Raw genomic sequence first — 17447 nt, forward strand, 5'->3', positions numbered from 1 at the left:
TGGTGGCGATGACTTCCGGCACTGCGCCGGATGGCAGCGCGCGGCGATGCTAGATGCGCCAGGTGCCTCGCGCACCGGTAAAATGTTCGCCCCACCGCGTTGGATACCCGCACCATGACGATAGATTTCACCCAGGCCCGCGAAAAGATGGTCGAGCAGCAGATCCGGCCGTGGGACGTGCTGGACCTGCGCGTACTCGACGTGCTGGCGCGCCTGCCGCGCGAAGCCTTCGTGCCGGAGGCCTACAAGACGCTGGCCTATGTCGACGTGGAAATTCCGCTGTCGGCCGGCCACAAGATGATGAAGCCGGTGGTCGAAGGCCGCATGTTGCAGGCACTGGACCTGCAACCGGGCGAGGACGTGCTGGAAGTCGGCACCGGCAGCGGCTTTGCCACCGCCTGCCTGGCCGCGCTGGCACGCGAAGTGCTCAGCCTGGAGATCGACCCGGCGCTGGCCGCGGCTGCGCGCGCCAATCTGGATCGCACCGGCCTGGGCAGCAACGTCCGCATCGAAACCGCCGATGTCTTCGGCTGGCAGAGCGAGCGTCGCTTCGACGCCATCTGCGTGACCGGCGCGGTCGACACCCTGCCCGTCCAGTGGCTGCAGTGGTTGCGCCCCAACGGCCGGTTGTTCGTCGTGCGCGGTCACGACCCGGTGATGGAAGCGGTCCTGGTCCGTGGCGAGGTCAACGCCCCGCGCATCGAATCGTTGTTCGAAACCGACCTCGCCTATCTCCAGGGCGCCGCACCGACGCCCCGATTCCAATTCTGATTCCCAAGGAAGCTTCCCCGATGATCCGCCGATCCCTCGTCCTGGCCCTGGCCGCCGCCCTGTCTCCCATGGCTGCGCACGCCACCGACCTGCTGCAGGTCTACGAAATGGCCCGCAACGGCGATCCGCAGTTGGCCGTGGCCGAGTCCACGCGCCTGGTCAATCGGGAGGGTCAGGTGCAGGCGCGTGCGGCGTTGCTGCCGCAGCTGGACGGTAGCGCCAGCTACACCCAGTCGCACCGTGAGCTGGAAGGCGTCGATGGCCGCTCCACGACCAAGCAGCGCCAGTACGTGATCCAGGGCAGCCAGACCATCTTCAACTGGGCGCAGTTTTCCAACCTGCGTGCGCAGCGCGAAGTGGCCAAGGCTGCGGATTTCACCCTGGCATCGGCCAACAACGACCTGATCACCCGCACCTCGGCGGCGTATTTCCAGGTACTGGTGGGGATCGAGTCGCTGGCGGCGGCCGAGACCAACGAAGCGGCCGCAAAGAAGCAGTTCGACTACGCCGACAAGCGTCTGGAAGTGGGACTGGCGCCGATCACCGACGTGCACGAAGCCCGCGCCCAGTACGACCAGGCGCGCGCCGACACCATCACCGCGCGCAACACGCTCAAGGACTACTACCAGGCATTGACCGAGCTGACCGGCCAGCCGGTGGTCGGCTTGCGCGCGTTGCCCGATGAGTTCCGTCCCGAAGTGCCGGCCGCCTACAGCAACGTGGATCAGTTGGTCGCCACCGCGATCGCCGATAACCCCGCATTGAAGGCGCAGCAGTTGCAGGTCAGCGCTGCCGAGGCGCAGGTCAGTGCCGCGCGTGCCGGCCATCTGCCCACGCTGAGCCTGGGTGCCAATGTCGGCCGCAGCAACAGCTGGGGCGGCCAGGGAACGGTCGATGAGGCGGCAGGCAACTTCACCACCGCAGGTCGCGACATCGATACCGATTCGGTCGGCATCACGCTGACGATTCCGATCTTTGCCGGCGGCGCAACCCAGTCGGCCGTGCGTCAGGCACTGTCGCAGCGCGACATCCAGCAGGACACCTACGAGCAGCAGAAGCGCGCGCTGGATCGCAACACCCGCAATGCCTACCAGACCGTGGTTGCCGGTATAAGCGAGGTGGAAGCCCGCCGCCTGGCCGTGGTGTCGGCGCAAGCCGCCTACGACGCCTCGCAGGTGGGTCTGGAAGTGGGCACGCGCACCGTGCTGGACGTGGTGCAAAACCAGCGCACGCTGTTCCAGGCGCAGCTGAACTACGCACAGTCGCGTTACAACTTCCTGCAGAACCGCCTGCTGCTGGGCCAGGCCATCGGCAAGCTCGACATCACCGATCTGCAAGACGTCAACCGCCTGCTATCGCAGGATGCCGAGTCCAAGCTGCAGGGCAGTGGTTCGTTGCAGTAAGGCCAGCTGGATGCACAAGAAAGCGGGCCACGGCCCGCTTTTTTTGTGCGCGATGCAACCGCATGCGCACCTGTCGTGACGGCTGCTGCAAGTGCGGTAAACCGGCAACGCCGGCATGCAGCCTCCGACGCAAGCGATCCCACCACGCGCATCTCACTGCCCGACGCACACGCTCACTGCGGACCGCAACGAAGGCTGCACTCCGGCGCCAGGCGCGGTGGAGTGCAGCACGTCCATGCACGCCGCCACGCAACGAGCGACACCCCTCACGCCACAACGCCCGCGCTCGCCAGCGGCGGCAGATCGGGCGCGATCTGCACCAAGGTGCGGGCCACGGCGCCTTTGCCGTTGGCGACCAGCGCCAGGCCTGCAGCGGTCATCGCCTCGCGTTGTGCGGGGTCGGCGAGCAGGCGCGCCAATGCCTGGTAGACGCACTCGGCATCCTCGCAGATGGCAACGGCATCGGCTTCGCGCATGCGCCGCGAAATCTCCGAGAAGTTATGCAGATGCGGGCCGGTGATTGCCGGCGTTCCAACGGCGGCCGGCTCGAGCAGGTTATGCCCGCCAATCGGCTGCAAGCTGCCACCGACGAAAGCCACCTGCGCGCACGCATAGAAGCTCATCAGCTCGCCCAGGGTGTCGATAACGAAGACCTTGTCGCCTGCCTGCGGCCATTGCTGCGCCTTGCGCGTGGCAACGCGCCAACCTCGCTCGCGTGCCACTGTCTCGACCTTGGGAAAGCGCTCGGGATGGCGCGGCGCCCACAACAGCAGCACGTCCGGAAATTGCAGCAGCAAACGCGCGTGGATATCGGCAACGGCCGCCTCTTCGCCTTCGTGCGTGCTGGCGGCGATCCAGACCGGGCGCGTGGCCGGCACGTACATGCGGAACTGTGCGACCAACGCCTGCAATTGCGCTGGCGCGGCGATATCGAACTTGAGATTGCCCAGCGCGATCACCTGATCCGGGCGCGCGCCCAGGGTGACAAAGCGCTCGGCATCGTCCTGCGACTGTGCCGCCACGCAGGTGACGGTGCGCAGCGCGCGACTGATCAACGGTGCCAGCAACCGGTACCCACGCAACGAACGCGCCGACAACCGTGCGTTGAGGATGTACACCGGAATCTGGCGATCGCGGCAGCCGAACAACATGTTCGGCCACAGCTCGGTTTCCAGGATCAAGGCCAGCCGCGGGCGGAAGTGTTCGAGAAACCGCCCCACGCTGCCCGGCACGTCATAGGGCAGATACACATGGTCCACCGCATCGCCCCACAGCGCGCGCACGCGCTCGGAGCCGGTGGGGGTGATGGTGGTGATGACCCAACGGATATCCGGGCGCTGCGCACGTAGCGCATTGACCAGCGGTGCGGCCGCGTTGACCTCGCCCACCGACACCGCATGCACCCACACGCGCGGGCGCCCGCAGGCATGTGTGTAGGACGCATAGCGCTCGTTCCAGCGATTGAAGTATTCGCGCACGCGAAAGCCACGCCACACCAGGTGGTACACCGTGACCGGCAGCAACAGGTACAACAGCGCCGAGTACAGCCCGCGCAACAGCCATTCGATCGAGTCTTTCCGCATCGGTGCAGGATACGGGAGCGTCCGTGCGTGCGCATGTGCACGCTGCCCGCCAGGCGCAATCCCTTAGAATTGGCGCATGTCCGAACCCGCCAACGTCGCCGTCCGCCCTTCCCTGCGCAACCCCAAGCACTGGCCGATGTATCTGGGCCTGGCGGTGATGGTGGTGGCCGGGCGCCTGCCCTGGACGCTGCAACGTGCAGTGGGCCGCGGCGTGGGCTGGATTGCGATGCGCCTGGCGGGCACGCGTCGGCGCGCGGCCGAGGTCAACCTGAAACTGTGTTTCCCCGAGCAGGACGATGCCTGGCGGGCGCGGCTGTTGCGCGACAGTTTCGACGCGCTGGGCGTGGGCCTGTTCGAGTTCGCGCGCGCCTGGTGGGGCAGCATCGATGCCATTCGACCAGGCGTGCAGATCGAGGGCCTGGAGCATCTGCAGCAACTGCAGCAGCAAGAACGCGGCGTGTTGCTGGTGTCCGGCCACTTCATGACGCTGGAAATGTGCGGGCGCCTGCTCTGCGACTACGTGCCGCTGGCCGGCATGTACCGCAGGCATCGCAACCCGGTGTTCGAGTGGGCGGTCAAGCGTGGGCGCTTGCGCTATGCCACGCACATGTTCGCCAACGAAGACCTGCGCGCCACCATCAAGCATCTCAAGCGCGGCGGTTTTCTGTGGTATGCGCCGGATCAGGACATGCGCGGCAAGGACACCGTGTTCGTGCCGTTCTTCGGACATCCGGCCTCCACCATCACCGCCACGCATCAGCTGGCACGGTTGACCGGCTGCGCAGTGGTGCCGTACTTCCATCGTCGCGAAGGCGGCCGTTACATCCTCAAGATCGCACCGCCGCTGGCCGACATTCCGTCCGATGACGTCATCGCCGATACCACGCAGGTCAATGCCGCCATCGAAGACATGGTGCGCGAAGCGCCGGACCAATACCTGTGGATCCATCGGCGCTTCAAGCGCCAGCCGGGCGGACGTAGCGCGTTCTATCGCTGACGCCGGCGGCGAACACCTGCAACGCATGTGTGGGCGTTGCGCTGCATAGCGCGCAAATCGAACGAGGTGCCGATCAACCGCACGCACCGCGTGACTGCGGCGCGCGGTCCGCATCGTCGTTGAGCAATGCACCGGCATACAGCCCGGCCAGCATCAGGCTCAGCCCGCCCCAGAAGCTGGAATAGAACGCCAGATGGGTGTTGAACGGAAACACCGTGGCCACCAGCGCGATCATCGCCGGCCGCGCCTGCTCGCGCGCCACCGCGCTTGAGTAGCGCCACGCGCGCCATGCCTGCGCCGCGCCGGCCAGCCACAGCAGCAAACCGATCACGCCGGTTTCGGCCAGGATTTCGAGCACGATCTGATGCGCATGAAAGGCCGGCCCACCGCCCCATGCCGGCGCTTGGCCAGGTGCCGGATTGCAGGCCGGATAGGCCTGCCGGAACCCGCGCGCGCCCACGCCGTTGAGCGGATGCGTGCGGATCATGCACAGCGCCGCCTCCCAGATCTGGGCGCGCCCGGACAGGGCCTGGTCCACGCCCTGTTCGCCATTGCCGAACGCCAGCGTGGTGCGCTGGATGCGCTCGCGCGCCTGTGGCGCCACCGCCACCACTGCCACGGCCAGCAATGCGCCGGCCACCGCCACGGCCAGCAAACGACGCCCGCCCAGCAGCTGCCAGCCCGATAGCAGCACGATCACGCCATAGGTGATCCACGACGCGCGCGAGCCGGCCAAGACCAACACGATGCCGACCGCCGCCGCACCCACAAGCCAGGCCAAGACATGACGCCGCCCCAACGCCAGCAACAGGAACGGCGACAGGCTGGCCAGGGTCTGCCCGAACTTCAGATTGCAGGGGCCCAGCACGCCGCTCAACCGGTCCACCAGCGCCAGTTCCTGGGCCGTGCACAAGCCATGGCCGCTGATCAGCTGCTTGATCTGATCGATGCCAAAGAACAATGGGCTGGTACCGAAGGCGGCCTGCAGCAACGCGTCCAGCGTCCACACGCCACCGATGACCGCCAGCCCGGCAAAGGTGCGGCGCCGACGCTGTGCATTGGCCACGGCGATGGCGCATAACCACATGAACGGCAGGTAGCGCAGATCGGTGGCCGACTTGCGCAGCGCGCGGCCGGCATCCACCGCGTCGAACGCCGACAGCATCTGCGGCAACCAGTACGCCAGGAACAACACGCTGGTCAGCGCCCAGGCCGCGCCGCTGAGCAGGCGCGTGCCGCCGCGAAAGCGCGCGTGCAACAGGCGGTACGCCGCGAACAACGCACCCAGCGACAACACCGTTTCCGCCAAGCCGGGCGTGGGCCACAACGCCACGAACACGATCACCCACAGTGGCCCCCAGCGGCCGGCATCGGGCGTCAACACGGGCGCCTGCGGGAGGGCCTCAGCGGCGGAGTTCGTCATAGACCTTCAGGGTGGCCGTTTGCATGGCCTGCAACGTGTAGGGGATCACGGCCGGCGCTGCCGGGGCATGCTGCAGCAACTGCAGCGCCTGCGTGCATAAGGCCTGGGCATCGAAGGCAGCGACCGCACCACCGGGCTGCAACTCGGCCAGCAGTTCGCCGACGCCGCCGTGTGCCCAGCCCAGCACCGGCCGGCCGACCGCTAGCGCCTCCACCACGGTGCGGCCGAAGGCTTCCGGCTTGCGCGAAAGCTGCAGCACCAGATCGCTGGCCGCATAGGCCTCGGCGATGCGCGCGGTGGGCTCGGTCAAGGCGACCGCCTCGGCAATGCCCAGCTTGGCGGCTTCCGTCTCCAGCTCCCGTACATACGCCTCGCGCCCGGGCTCGCGTGCGCCGGGCAACCACAAAAAGGCCGGCACGCCGGCTGCACGGATGTCGGCGAGCAGCTGCAGGCCATCGGCATGGCCCTTCAGGCGCGTGCCGCGGCCCGGTAGCAGAAGCAGCGGTGCATCGGCCGGCAGTCCGGGCAGCAGCGTCTGTACCCATGCACGAGCGCGGCGGTCCGGCTGCAGCCGGCGCGGGAACTGCGCGATATCCACCCCGCGCGGAATGGTGCGCAGGCGCGCCGGATCGGTCTGTGGGTAGTGCCTGCACACGTATTTGCGCACCGTCTCGGACACGCAGATCACGCGCTCGCCGTAGGTCATCACGGCGCTATAGCGGCTGGGCGAATTGAGCCCATGCACGGTGGTCACCAGGCGCGGCCGCGTCGCCGCGGGCATGCCGCGCAGCGCGTACCAGCCCAGCCAGGCCGGCAGCCGCGAACGTGCATGCACGATGTCGGCCCCGAGTTCGGCGAACAAGCGGCGCAAGCCGGCCACGTGCCGCAGCGTCAGCAGCGATTTGCGGCCGATCTCCAGCGTGAGATGTTCCCCGCCAGCGTCCAGCAGGGGCTGGACCAGGCGGCCGCCGGCCGAGACGACGACGGCGCGATGACCGGCGCGCACCAGCGCGGCAGCGATTTCCAGGGTGGAGCGCTCGACGCCGCCGGACTGCAGTGCCGGCAGCAGTTGCACCACGGTCAGGCGGTGCATCCGGCCAGTATCAGTCGGCGAGCACGAACAGTGCGCCGCAATACGGGCACTTGGCTTCGCCGTTGGGCTCGTCTTCGATCGGCAGGTACACGCGCGGATGCGAGTTCCACAGCGCCATTTCCGGCGTCGGGCAGCTCAGCGGCAGGTCGCCGCGGTGCACGGTGTAACGCGTTTGCGCATTGGCGGGCGCGGTGGCGGTCTGGCTCATGGCGGTGCGATCGGAAGGCAAAGGCAGAGCGCGGATTCTAGCAGCCTGCGTGGTGATCGGCCCATCGACTGGGCGTGCAGGCCCGCGCGGGAGTTCGTTGCAAGCGTTGCCAATCCAATCGCCGAGGCCGCTATGACGACAGCGATCCTGCAGCACACCCCAATCGGCAGCGCGGCAGTGCAACGACACCGCACCGCGCATGCCGCCTATCATCGGGAGCCAGCGTTTCGCCAACCGGCGACGTGAACCATACCGGGCGCAACATCGGCCCAGCGCACGTGCCGCTACGTGCCCCAAGGAGACACTGCCCCGTGACCTTGCCTGTTGTCCTGCTGCATCCGCGTGGTCTACCGCGCGCCATCGCCGTTGCTCTGCTCGGTCTCGCTGCGTTGCCGGCGATGGCCGCCACGCACTTCGCAAGCGCGTTCGAGCACGGCGACCCCGTACCGGCGCAGGCGACCGACGCCGCCGTGCAGGTTGCCATCGGTGCCGGCCCGGCAGCGCCGTACGCCGCCAAGCCGAACGCCGGCTACAGCGGAGCGCAGGCGTTGCATTACGCGAGCAACGGCGCGGGTGGGCGGCGCGCGTTGTTCACCACCGATCTGCTGATCCAGACGCAGACCACGCTGTCGTGGATGGTCTTGCCGGAAAGCGTGGGCAGCGATCATGTGGCCTCGACCTATGTGTCACTGGATCTGCTGCTGGATGACGGCACACATGTCTCTGCCAGCGCAGCGCGCGATCAACATGGCGTGGCATTGGGTGCGCAGGCGCAAGGCGATTCGAAGACGCTTTACCCACAACAGTGGGCGCGCAAGCAGGTGCGGTTGGGAGATGTGCCCGGACTGCGTGGGCGGCGCGTGCGCGCGATCGAGCTGGAGGTGGCGCCACCGGCCGGCGCGCGCGCTGCCGGGTGGATCGACGATATCGCCATTGCCGAGGTGCCGCTGGCAACAGCAGGGCGGCCCTCCGATTGGGTGCTGACCACGCGCGGCACGCAATCCAATGGCACGTTTTCGCGCGGCAATAATTTTCCTGCCACGGCCGTGCCGCACGGTTTCAACTTCTGGACGCCGGTCACCGATGCGGGAACGTTGACCTGGCTGTATCGCTGGAACGAGCACAACGGCGCCGACAATCGCCCGCGCCTGCAGGCGCTGTCGCTGAGCCATCAACCCAGCCCGTGGATGGGCGACCGGCAGACGTTTCAGGTGATGCCCTCGCTGACTGCCGGCGTGCCGGACGCCGATCGCAGCAAACGAGCACTGGGGTTTTCGCATGACGCCGAAACTGCCCGCCCCTATCGCTACGCGGTGCAGTTGGATAACGGCATCCATGCCGAGATCGCACCGACCGATCACGCGGCGCTGTTTCGCTTTCGCTTCCCGGCGCGCGGCAATGCCAATCTGCTGTTCGACAACGTGGATGCGCGCGGCGGGCTAACGCTGGATGCGGCGACCCAGACACTGTCCGGCTACACCGATGTACGCAGCGGTCTGTCGACGGGCGCAACGCGCATGTACGTCTATGCCAGCTTCGACAGGCCCTGGCACAGCAGCGGCCTGCTCGACACCGGCCGCCCCACCGGATGGATCAAGTTCGATGCCGGCAGCGCGCGACAGGTACAGATGCGCATCGCCACGTCGCTGATTTCGGTGGAGCAGGCCAAGCACAATGCAGCCCTGGAAATTGCCGCAGACGCGAGCTTCGAGCAGGTGGCCGCGCGCGCGCAGGAGGCCTGGGATGCAGTGCTGGGGCGCTTCGAGGTGCCCGACGCCACTGCCGACCAGGCCACCACGCTGTATTCCAACCTGTACCGGTTGTACCTGTATCCGAACTCGGCGCACGAAAACGTGGGCACTGCGACTGCGCCGGATTGGCGCTACGCCAGCCAGAACAGCTGGTCGGACGACAATATCGACGGCAGCGCGGTGCGCAGCTTCGCACCGATCCGCGATGGCCGGGTGTACGTCAACAACGGGCTATGGGACACGTTTCGCACGGCCTGGCCTGCGTATGCCCTGTTTGCGCCCGATGATGCCGGTGCCCTGGTGCAGGGGTTTGTCGAGCAATCGCGGGCAGGTGGCTGGATCGCACGGTGGTCATCGCCCGGCTATGCCGACCTGATGGTGGGCACCAGCTCGGATGTGGCGTTTGCCGATGCATGGCGCAAAGGCGTGCAAGGCTTCGACCCGGCCGAGGCCTACGCCGCTGCACTGAAAAACGCCACGGTCGTTGCGCCGGACCGGCATGTGGGTCGCAAGGGCATGGCGCGCTCCACCTTCCGCGGCTACACCGATACCGAAACGCACGAAGGCATGTCGTGGTCGATGGAGGGCGCCCTCAACGATTTCGGCATCGCCAACATGGCCGAGGCATTGTCCAGCCAGGCCGCGACTGCGGCAGCGCGCGAACGCTATGCGACCGAGGCGCAGTATTTTCGCCGCCGCGCGGCCGGGTATGCGGCATTGTTTGATCCGGCGGTTGGCTTCTTCCAGGGTCGCAAGCCCGACGGTGCCTGGCGCGTGGATGCGGCGCAGTACGACCCACGTGTGTGGGGCAACGATTACACCGAATCCAGCGGCTGGACGTTTGCATTCACCGCGCCGCACGATGGCGAAGGCCTGGCTGCGCTCTACGGCGGCCGCGCGGCCTTGGCCGCCAAGTTGGATACGTTTTTTTCCACGCCCGAAACTGCTCAAGCGCAGTTTGCAGGCTCGTATGGCAACACCATTCATGAGATGACCGAAGCGCGCGATGTGCGCATGGGCATGTACGCGCACAGTAACCAGACTGCGCACCACATTCCGTGGATGTATCTGTATGCCGGGCAGCCATGGAAGACACAGCGCATTACCCGCGAGATTCTGGCGCGTCTGTACTTGGGGAGCGAGATCGGCCAGGGCTATGCCGGCGACGAAGACAACGGCGAGATGTCGGCATGGTATCTGTTCGCTGCGCTGGGGCTGTATCCGTTGCGAATGGGAGCGCCGGAGTATGTGATCGGCTCGCCGCTGTTCAAGCAGGCGCGCGTGCGCTTGCCGGGTGGCGGCACCCTGACGGTCAATGCGCCGCAGAACTCGCCGCAGAATGTGTATGTGCAGTCGCTCAAACTCAACGGCAAGCCGTGGCACAAGACCTGGTTGCCGCATGCGGCAATCGCCAAGGGTGCGACGCTGGACTTCGTGATGGGGCCCACGCCCTCGCGCTGGGGCAGCGCGCCGGACGATGTGCCGCCGTCGTTGACCGCGCCAGGCAAGCGCCCTGCCCCGTTGCGTGACCTGCTGGGTGCCAGCGCACGCGTAACGCAGGCAGATGGTCGCGCGTTGGCGGCTTTGCATGACGACGATGCGGGCAGCGCGAGCGCGGTGTCGCCGGCTACGGTGCTGACGCTGAGCGGTCTCGATCGCGGTGAGGCCATGCTTTACACCGTAACCAGCGGCGACGCTGCGATTGCGTCGGCTGCGTGGACGCTGGAAGCACGCACTGCAGGAGGCAAATGGCGCGTCGTCGATACGCGCCGCGAGGAGCGTTTTCCATGGCCGCTTCAAACGCGCCCGTTCCGGATCGCGACGCCCGGTTCGTATGCGGAGTATCGGCTGCATTGGACCGCGCCCGCGCGTGCACAGGTGGCAGAGATCGAGTTACTGGGCGCGGTGCCGGATGGGCGCTGAGGCCTGAGGTTTCAGCGTGATCGCTTGGGACGACGACGACCCGCGACGCCTGCTGTTTGCGTAGCTCTTCAACGTTTTGGATGGTCGACGCTGAGTCGCTGCCAAGGGTAGGCCGTACCCTCACCCCTCTACCGCGCGGAGAGGGGCTTTTGGGTTGTTGCTGCAGGCTGGGTGCTGAGTTGCTGGGCGCCTTGCAGTGACAACTTCTCGACCGCTGCGATGCCAAGGCTCGCCCGTACCCTCACCCCAACCTTCTCCCGTGGGGAGAGGGGCTTTTGGGTCGTTGCTGCAGGCTGGGTGCTGAGTTGTTGGGCGCCTTGCAGTGACAACTTCGCGGACGCTGCGATGGCAAGGGTAGGCCGTACCCTCACCCCAACCCCTCTCCCGCGGGGAGAGGGGCTTTTGGGTCGTTGCTGCTGGCTGGGTGCTGAGTTGTTGGGCGCCCTGCAGTGACAACTTCGCGGACGCTGCGATGCCAAGGGTCGCCCGTACCTCACCCCAACCCCCTCTTCCGCGGGGAGAGGGGCTTTTGGGTCGTTGCTGTTGGCTGGGTGCTGAGTTGCTGGGCGCCTTGCAGTGACAACTTCTCGACCGCTGCGATGCCAAGGCTGGCCCGTACCCTCACCCCAACCCCTCTCCCACGGGAGAGGGGCTTTTGGGTTGTTGCTGCGGAATGGCTACGGAGTGCCCGGGCGCCTTGCAACACCCTATCGAGAAAGACACTTCTCGGCCGTTGTCCTGCCGGCCGAGCACGTGCTGCTTCAAATCAAGCAGCACTCGGCCAAGTCTTGGACACCTGGCAAGTCGTGAGTATCTCGACTCAGTCGTTGCCCTTGTCGGCCGCCGCTTTTTCCGCATCGCGTTGCCTGCGGATCTGCGCATCCACCGCTGCGATGGCGGTCATGTTCATCACCCGGCGCGAGGTGGCGCTGGTGGTGAGGATATGCACCGGCTTGGAGATGCCCATCAGGATCGGGCCGATCGCCACGCCGTCGGTGAACACGCGCACCAGGTTGTAGGCGATGTTGGCCGCTTCCAGGTTCGGCAACACGAACAGGTTGGCGCGGCCCTTCAAGGTGCTGTTGGGCATGATCTGCTTGCGCAGCGCCTCGTCCCAGGCAGTGTCGCCCTGCATCTCGCCGTCGATGTTGAGCTCGGGCTTGCGCTTGAGCAGCGCCTCGCGCACCTGGCGCATCTTCAGCGCATCGCGCGAGTCGTGGCTGCCGAAGTTGGAATGCGACAGCAAGGCGATATTGGGCTCGATGCCGAACAGCTTGAGGCGATAGGCGGCCTGCAGCGTCGCTTCCACCACCTGCTCGACGGTGGGGTCTTCCTGCACATGCGTATCGAGGAAGAAGAACACGCCGAGCTGGTTGATGACGCCAGTCATCGCCGAGGTGGAGCTCACCCGCGGCTCCAGCGGGATCACGCTGCGTGCATAACCGAGCTTCTTGTGGAAGCGACCGACCACGCCGGACAGCATCGCATCGGCTTCGCCGCGCGCCACCATGACGGCGGCGATCAGGGTCGGGCGCGAGCGCATCAGCTCCTTGGCCGCGGTGACGGTCACGCCACGACGCTCGGTGAGCGCGTGGTAGTACTGCCAGTAATCGTTGAAGCGGGGATCGTCGAGGATATTGGTGATCTCGAAGTCCACGCCAGCGGTCAGGCGCAGACCCATGCGTTCGATGCGTGCTTCGATCACGTCCGGGCGGCCGATCAGGATCGGGAAGGCCAGGCCTTCGTCGACCACGTTCTGCACTGCGCGCAGCACCACTTCTTCTTCGCCTTCGGCATACACCACGCGCTGCTTGTCGGCGCGCGCGCGGTCGTAGACCGGCTTCATCATCAGGCTGGTGCGGTAGACGAACTGGCCGAGCTTGTCGCGGTAGGCCTCCATGTCGGTAATCGGGCGCGTGGCCACGCCCGAATCCATCGCCGCCTGCGCCACGGCCGAAGACAGCTCGACCAGCAGGCGCGGGTCCAGCGGACGCGGAATCAGGTAATCGGGGCCAAAGCTCGGGGTTTCGCCGCCATAGGCCGCGCCCAGGTCGGAGGCCTCGCGCCGCGCCATCGCCGCGATCGCCTTGACGCAGGCGATCTTCATTTCCTCGTTGATGCCGGTGGCGCCCACGTCCAGCGCACCACGGAACAGATAGGGGAAGCACAGCACGTTGTTGATCTGGTTCGGATAGTCCGACCGACCGGTGCCGATGATGCAATCCGGGCGCACCGCCTTGGCCACTTCCGGGGTGATTTCCGGGTTGGGATTGGCCAGCGCGAAGATCACCGGCTGGCGCGCCATGCTGGCAACCATCTCCGGCTTGAGGATGCCGGCGGCCGACAGGCCCAGGAAGATATCGGCGCCTTCGACGATTTCGGCCAGGGTGCGCTTGTCGGTGTCGCGCGCGTAGCGCTGCTTGTCCGGGTCCAGGTCGGTGCGACCGGTATGGATCACGCCATCGCGGTCCAGCGCCAGGATGTTCTCCGGCTTCAGGCCCAGCGAGACCAACATGTTGACGCAGGAAATGCCCGCCGCGCCCATGCCGGTGGTGGCCAGCTTGACCTCTTCGATCTTCTTGCCGGTGACCACCAGCGCGTTGAGCACCGCCGCGCCGACGATGATCGCGGTGCCGTGCTGGTCGTCATGGAACACCGGGATGTTCATCCGCTCGCGCAGCTTGCGCTCGACGATGAAGCATTCCGGCGCCTTGATGTCTTCCAGGTTGATGCCGCCGAAGGTCGGCTCCAGGCTGGCGATGATGTCCACCAGCTTGTCCGGGTCGTTCTCGTTGATTTCGATATCGAACACATCGATGCCGGCGAACTTCTGGAACAGCACGCCCTTGCCTTCCATCACCGGCTTGGAGGCCAGCGGGCCGATGTTGCCCAGGCCCAGCACCGCCGTGCCGTTGGTGATGACCGCCACCAGATTGCCGCGCGCGGTGAGCTCGCTGGCCTGGGTGGCATCTTCGACGATGGCCTCGCAGGCGAACGCCACGCCCGGCGAATACGCCAGCGACAGATCGCGCTGGGTCAGCATCGGCTTGGTCGCGGTGACCTTGATCTTGCCGGCCGGCTGCTGGCGGTGATAGTCGAGGGCGGCCTGTTTGAAGTCGTCGGTGGACATCGGTGGTGTGGGTCTCAAAGGCGCAGGAGGCTGAATTCTACCCTCCTGCCTGAACAAGGGCCTGTCGCGCAGCTGTCAGCGCGGCAGGGAGATCACGGCCGCGGCGTGGCGGGCGACGCAGCCGGCGTGGAGGCCAAACAAGAACGGCCCTGCATCCCGTCGTTGATACCGACGGAAGACAGGGCCGTAGGAAGCATCAACGCAGGCTGGCAGGTGCCACGCCGGGTTGGCCGACCGGGGCCAGCAGCGGTGGTTCGCCGCCGTCCAGCACCAGCTTGAGCCGGTCGCGGTCCAGGGCGTTTTCCCAGCGCGAGACCACCACGGTGGCCACCGCGTTGCCGATGAAGTTGGTCAGCGAGCGGCATTCGCTCATGAAACGGTCCACGCCCAGAATCAGCGCCATGCCGGCCACCGGCACTTCCGGTACCACCGCCAGCGTGGCAGCCAGGGTGATGAAGCCGGCACCGGTGACGCCGGCCGCGCCCTTGGAGCTGAGCATCGCCACGGCCAGCAGGGCGATCTGGTGGCCCAGGGTCAGTTCGGTATTGGTGGCCTGGGCGATGAACAGCGCCGCCAGCGTCATGTAGATATTGGTGCCGTCCAGATTGAACGAGTAGCCGGTCGGCACTACCAGGCCCACCACCGACTTCTCGCAACCGGCCTTTTCCATCTTCTCCATCAGCGACGGCAACGCCGACTCGGACGAAGAGGTGCCCAGCACCAGCAGCAGCTCGGCTTTCAGGTAACGGATCAGTTTGAGCACCGAAAACCCGCACAGCCGGCTCACCAGACCCAGGATCACCAGCACGAACAACAAGGATGTCAGATAAAACGAGCCCACCAGCCAGGCCAAATTGACCAGCGACTCCACGCCGTACTTGCCGATGGTGAAGGCGATGGCGCCGAAGGCACCGATCGGGGCGGCACGCATCAGGATATGCACCAGCTTGAACACCGGGGCGATCAGCGCTTCCAGCAGGTTCAGCACCGGCTTGCCGCGCTCTCCCACCAGCGCCAGCGACACGCCGAACAGCACCGCCACGAACAGCACCTGCAGGATGTTCGGCCCGGTCAGCTTGCCGTTGACGACCTGATCGCCGGTGAAGGCGCCGATCAGCGAGTTGGGGATGATGTCCATCAGGAAGCCGACCAGGGTCAGGTCATGCGACTTCTCGACGTAGCTCTTGACCGCACTCTGGTCCAGATCGGCCGGATTGATGTTCATGCCGGCGCCGGGCTGCACCACATGGGCAACGACCAGACCGACCACCAGCGCCAAGGTGGAAAAGAACAGGAAGTAGGCCATCGCCTTGCCGAACACCCGGCCCACCGTCTTGAGATGGGTCATGCCGGCGATGCCGGTGACGATGGTCAGGAAGATCACCGGGGCGATGATCATCTTCACCAGCTTGATGAAGGCGTCGCCCAGCGGCTTGAGGCTTTCGGCGAAGGCGGGCTCGAAATGGCCCAGCAGGGCGCCGAGGACGATCGCCACCACCACCTGAAAATACAGTTGGCGATAGAAGGGGACGGACGCCGGCAGGGGGCCGGCAGGCTTGCTGATGTGCATGACACCACTCCGAGGGACGAGAGAAGGTGCCGAGCCAGCACCCGTTGCACGCATTCTGGCCGCACGTCACAGCCCCGGCCGATAGCCCATTGGTACTACCCCATGTCCAGCGGCTGAACGTGGGCTTACACTTCAGCCGCGCCGCCGCCGGCCGTTAATTCCGTTTAACGCAGACACCGTTTCTGTGCTGCCGTCGTCCGGACCCTGCGCGCTTGCTGAAGACATTCATTGCGACCGCCATGGCAGGACGCCCGGCCCCTTCTCATTGCCGAAGACCATACCTATGCGCCTCAATCTGCTTGTCCTGGCGTTGGCTGCTGCCATCGTCCCCGCCGCTGCCAATGCAGCCACCTCGATCGAAAACTGGCCGACCAAGTACACCTTCGGTGACGGCACCGAGCTGGGCCTGACCGGCAACTACGCCTACGACGACAACAACTTCTCCGGCGACGACCGCCTGGAAGACCGCAACGACTTCCGCCGCAAGGAATTCGGCGCCACCATCAAGAAGAAGGGCGTCTACGACGCCATGGTGTACTACGACTTCGAGTCCAAGCTGTGGCTGGACGTGTTCTACCGGTTCGAGACCAAGGCCCTGTTCGGCCAGGATTACGGCCGGGTGCGCCTGGGCTACATGAAGGTGCCGGTGGGCCTGGAGGCGGTGCAGAGCTCGCGTGCGGGCAGCTTCATGGAACTGGGCCTGCCGATCCAGGCGGTGTTCCAGGGTCGCCGGACCGGCGCGGAATGGACGCTGGAACGTCAGCAGTACCTGCTGCAGGCCGGCGCTTACGGCGGCAAGGATCTGCAGGGCGACAACCCGGGCACCACCCAGGCCGTGCACGTGGCATGGACCCCGATGAAGGCCGAAGGCGACGTGCTGCATCTGGGCATCGCCGGCTCGATCGAAAACCCGCGCGGTTACAGCGACGGCCGCGGCGTGTCGTTCAGCCCGCGGGTGCGCCTGCGTGCGCGCCCGGAAGCCGGCCTGACCGATGTGCGCCTGATCGACACCGGCACCATCCTCGATGTGGACCATGTGATCCGCACCGGCCTGGAAGCGGTGTGGATCCATGGCCCGTTCTCGCTGCAGAGCGAAGCGCTGCGTGCCGAAGTGGCGCGCAATGCCAACCAGCCGCACTTCATCGCCCAGGGCCAGTACGTCTACGGCACCTGGACGCTGACCGGCGAATCGCGCAGCTATGCCGGCGGCGTGCCGGGCAACATCAAGCCGTCGCATGACTACGGCGCGGTCGAGCTGACCGCCCGCTACAGCCGCCTGAACCTGGAAGACAACAACGTCCACGGCGGCCGTCAGCACGACACCACCATCGGCGCCAACTGGTACCTCACCAGCCACTTCAAGTTCCAGGCCAACTACAGCTGGGTGGATTCCTCGCGCAACGGCGTGCATGAAACCCCGCACATCATGGAACTGCGTGCGCAGGTGCAGTTCTAAGCCGCACTGAGCAAGGCAGCGCGCAGGCGATTCGCGCCGACGCACTGCCGCGTGTGATGGCCGCACGCCGGTTCGCCGGCGCGCGGCTGGCATCGCACCGCAACAGGCATTGGACACGGCCGCATCCGTCACGGGTGCG

Annotated in this window: 11 protein-coding genes; 5 read left to right on the forward strand and 6 right to left on the reverse strand. The window is 66.3% G+C overall.

All coding sequences use genetic code 11. The features are described from left to right. Nucleotides 1–114 precede the first annotated feature (114 nt). Both ACCQ00_RS16945 and ACCQ00_RS16950 read left to right on the forward strand, forming a co-directional pair. Nucleotides 115–771, forward strand: coding sequence for a protein-L-isoaspartate O-methyltransferase family protein (locus ACCQ00_RS16945; RefSeq protein ID WP_017157477.1), 657 nt, complete (start codon nt 115–117; stop codon nt 769–771). A 20-nt stretch (nt 772–791) separates the two neighbouring features. Further along, entirely contained in the window at nt 792–2174 is a 1383-nt protein-coding gene (locus ACCQ00_RS16950) for a TolC family outer membrane protein (protein ID WP_039572634.1), read from the forward strand. A 266-nt stretch (nt 2175–2440) separates the two neighbouring features. Here the strand turns inward: ACCQ00_RS16950 and waaA are convergent, their stop codons facing one another. After that, nucleotides 2441–3757 carry a lipid IV(A) 3-deoxy-D-manno-octulosonic acid transferase gene (gene waaA / locus ACCQ00_RS16955; protein ID WP_039572629.1) on the reverse strand — a complete coding sequence of 439 codons (1317 nt, stop codon included), beginning with the start codon at nt 3755–3757 and terminating at the stop codon, nt 2441–2443. Nucleotides 3758–3833: 76 nt separating this feature from the next. Here waaA and ACCQ00_RS16960 point away from each other — a divergent pair, with 76 nt between their 5' ends. Beyond that, nucleotides 3834–4754 (forward strand): LpxL/LpxP family Kdo(2)-lipid IV(A) lauroyl/palmitoleoyl acyltransferase, encoded by a 921-nt coding sequence (locus ACCQ00_RS16960; RefSeq protein ID WP_017157480.1) that lies wholly within the window; start codon nt 3834–3836, stop codon nt 4752–4754. A gap of 73 nt (nt 4755–4827) precedes the next feature. Here ACCQ00_RS16960 and ACCQ00_RS16965 read toward each other — a convergent pair whose 3' ends face one another. The 3 genes from ACCQ00_RS16965 to ACCQ00_RS16975 are packed head-to-tail and all read right to left on the reverse strand — an operon-like array spanning nt 4828 to nt 7478. After that, nucleotides 4828–6177 carry an O-antigen ligase family protein gene (locus tag ACCQ00_RS16965; RefSeq protein WP_039572626.1) on the reverse strand — a complete coding sequence of 450 codons (1350 nt, stop codon included), beginning with the start codon at nt 6175–6177 and terminating at the stop codon, nt 4828–4830. Further along, entirely contained in the window at nt 6158–7270 is a 1113-nt protein-coding gene (locus tag ACCQ00_RS16970) for a glycosyltransferase (RefSeq protein WP_039572623.1), read from the reverse strand. Before ACCQ00_RS16970 ends, ACCQ00_RS16965 begins: the two co-directional genes overlap by 20 nt. Nucleotides 7271–7280: 10 nt before the next feature. Next, nucleotides 7281–7478, reverse strand: coding sequence for a zinc-finger domain-containing protein (locus ACCQ00_RS16975; RefSeq protein WP_017157483.1), 198 nt, complete (start codon nt 7476–7478; stop codon nt 7281–7283). A gap of 311 nt (nt 7479–7789) precedes the next feature. Between ACCQ00_RS16975 and ACCQ00_RS16980 the strand changes: the two genes are divergently transcribed. After that, nucleotides 7790–11152 carry a GH92 family glycosyl hydrolase gene (locus ACCQ00_RS16980; protein ID WP_039572621.1) on the forward strand — a complete coding sequence of 1121 codons (3363 nt, stop codon included), beginning with the start codon at nt 7790–7792 and terminating at the stop codon, nt 11150–11152. 820 nt (nt 11153–11972) lie between these two features. Here ACCQ00_RS16980 and ACCQ00_RS16985 read toward each other — a convergent pair. Both ACCQ00_RS16985 and ACCQ00_RS16990 read right to left on the reverse strand, forming a co-directional pair. Continuing rightward, a complete protein-coding gene (locus ACCQ00_RS16985) occupies nt 11973–14282 on the reverse strand; it encodes an NADP-dependent malic enzyme (RefSeq protein ID WP_039572618.1) in 2310 nt (769 codons plus the stop codon). Nucleotides 14283–14478: 196 nt separating this feature from the next. Next, the gene (locus ACCQ00_RS16990; protein WP_003483384.1) at nt 14479–15852 is read right to left on the reverse strand and encodes a dicarboxylate/amino acid:cation symporter; all 1374 of its coding nucleotides are present in this window, start codon (nt 15850–15852) and stop codon (nt 14479–14481) included. Between the two features lie 283 nt (nt 15853–16135). On the opposite strand from ACCQ00_RS16990, the gene ACCQ00_RS16995 reads away from it, so the two are divergent. Beyond that, nucleotides 16136–17308 carry an OprO/OprP family phosphate-selective porin gene (locus tag ACCQ00_RS16995; protein ID WP_017157486.1) on the forward strand — a complete coding sequence of 391 codons (1173 nt, stop codon included), beginning with the start codon at nt 16136–16138 and terminating at the stop codon, nt 17306–17308. Nucleotides 17309–17447 lie beyond the last annotated feature (139 nt).

It is taken from the genome of Xanthomonas sp. NCPPB 3761 (assembly GCF_041475705.2).
Taxonomy (GTDB): domain Bacteria; phylum Pseudomonadota; class Gammaproteobacteria; order Xanthomonadales; family Xanthomonadaceae; genus Xanthomonas; species Xanthomonas phaseoli.

Bases quoted from the DNA above. Each gene is read 5' to 3' on its own strand.
- ACCQ00_RS16945 (WP_017157477.1), top strand. From the start codon at position 115: ATGACGATAGATTTCACCCAGGCCCGCGAAAAGATGGTCGAGCAGCAG.
- ACCQ00_RS16950 (WP_039572634.1), top strand. From the start codon at position 792: ATGATCCGCCGATCCCTCGTCCTGGCCCTGGCCGCCGCCCTGTCTCCC.
- waaA (WP_039572629.1), bottom strand. From the start codon at position 3,757: ATGCGGAAAGACTCGATCGAATGGCTGTTGCGCGGGCTGTACTCGGCG.
- ACCQ00_RS16960 (WP_017157480.1), top strand. From the start codon at position 3,834: ATGTCCGAACCCGCCAACGTCGCCGTCCGCCCTTCCCTGCGCAACCCC.
- ACCQ00_RS16965 (WP_039572626.1), bottom strand. From the start codon at position 6,177: ATGACGAACTCCGCCGCTGAGGCCCTCCCGCAGGCGCCCGTGTTGACG.
- ACCQ00_RS16970 (WP_039572623.1), bottom strand. From the start codon at position 7,270: ATGCACCGCCTGACCGTGGTGCAACTGCTGCCGGCACTGCAGTCCGGC.
- ACCQ00_RS16975 (WP_017157483.1), bottom strand. From the start codon at position 7,478: ATGAGCCAGACCGCCACCGCGCCCGCCAATGCGCAAACGCGTTACACC.
- ACCQ00_RS16985 (WP_039572618.1), bottom strand. From the start codon at position 14,282: ATGTCCACCGACGACTTCAAACAGGCCGCCCTCGACTATCACCGCCAG.
- ACCQ00_RS16990 (WP_003483384.1), bottom strand. From the start codon at position 15,852: ATGCACATCAGCAAGCCTGCCGGCCCCCTGCCGGCGTCCGTCCCCTTC.
- ACCQ00_RS16995 (WP_017157486.1), top strand. From the start codon at position 16,136: ATGCGCCTCAATCTGCTTGTCCTGGCGTTGGCTGCTGCCATCGTCCCC.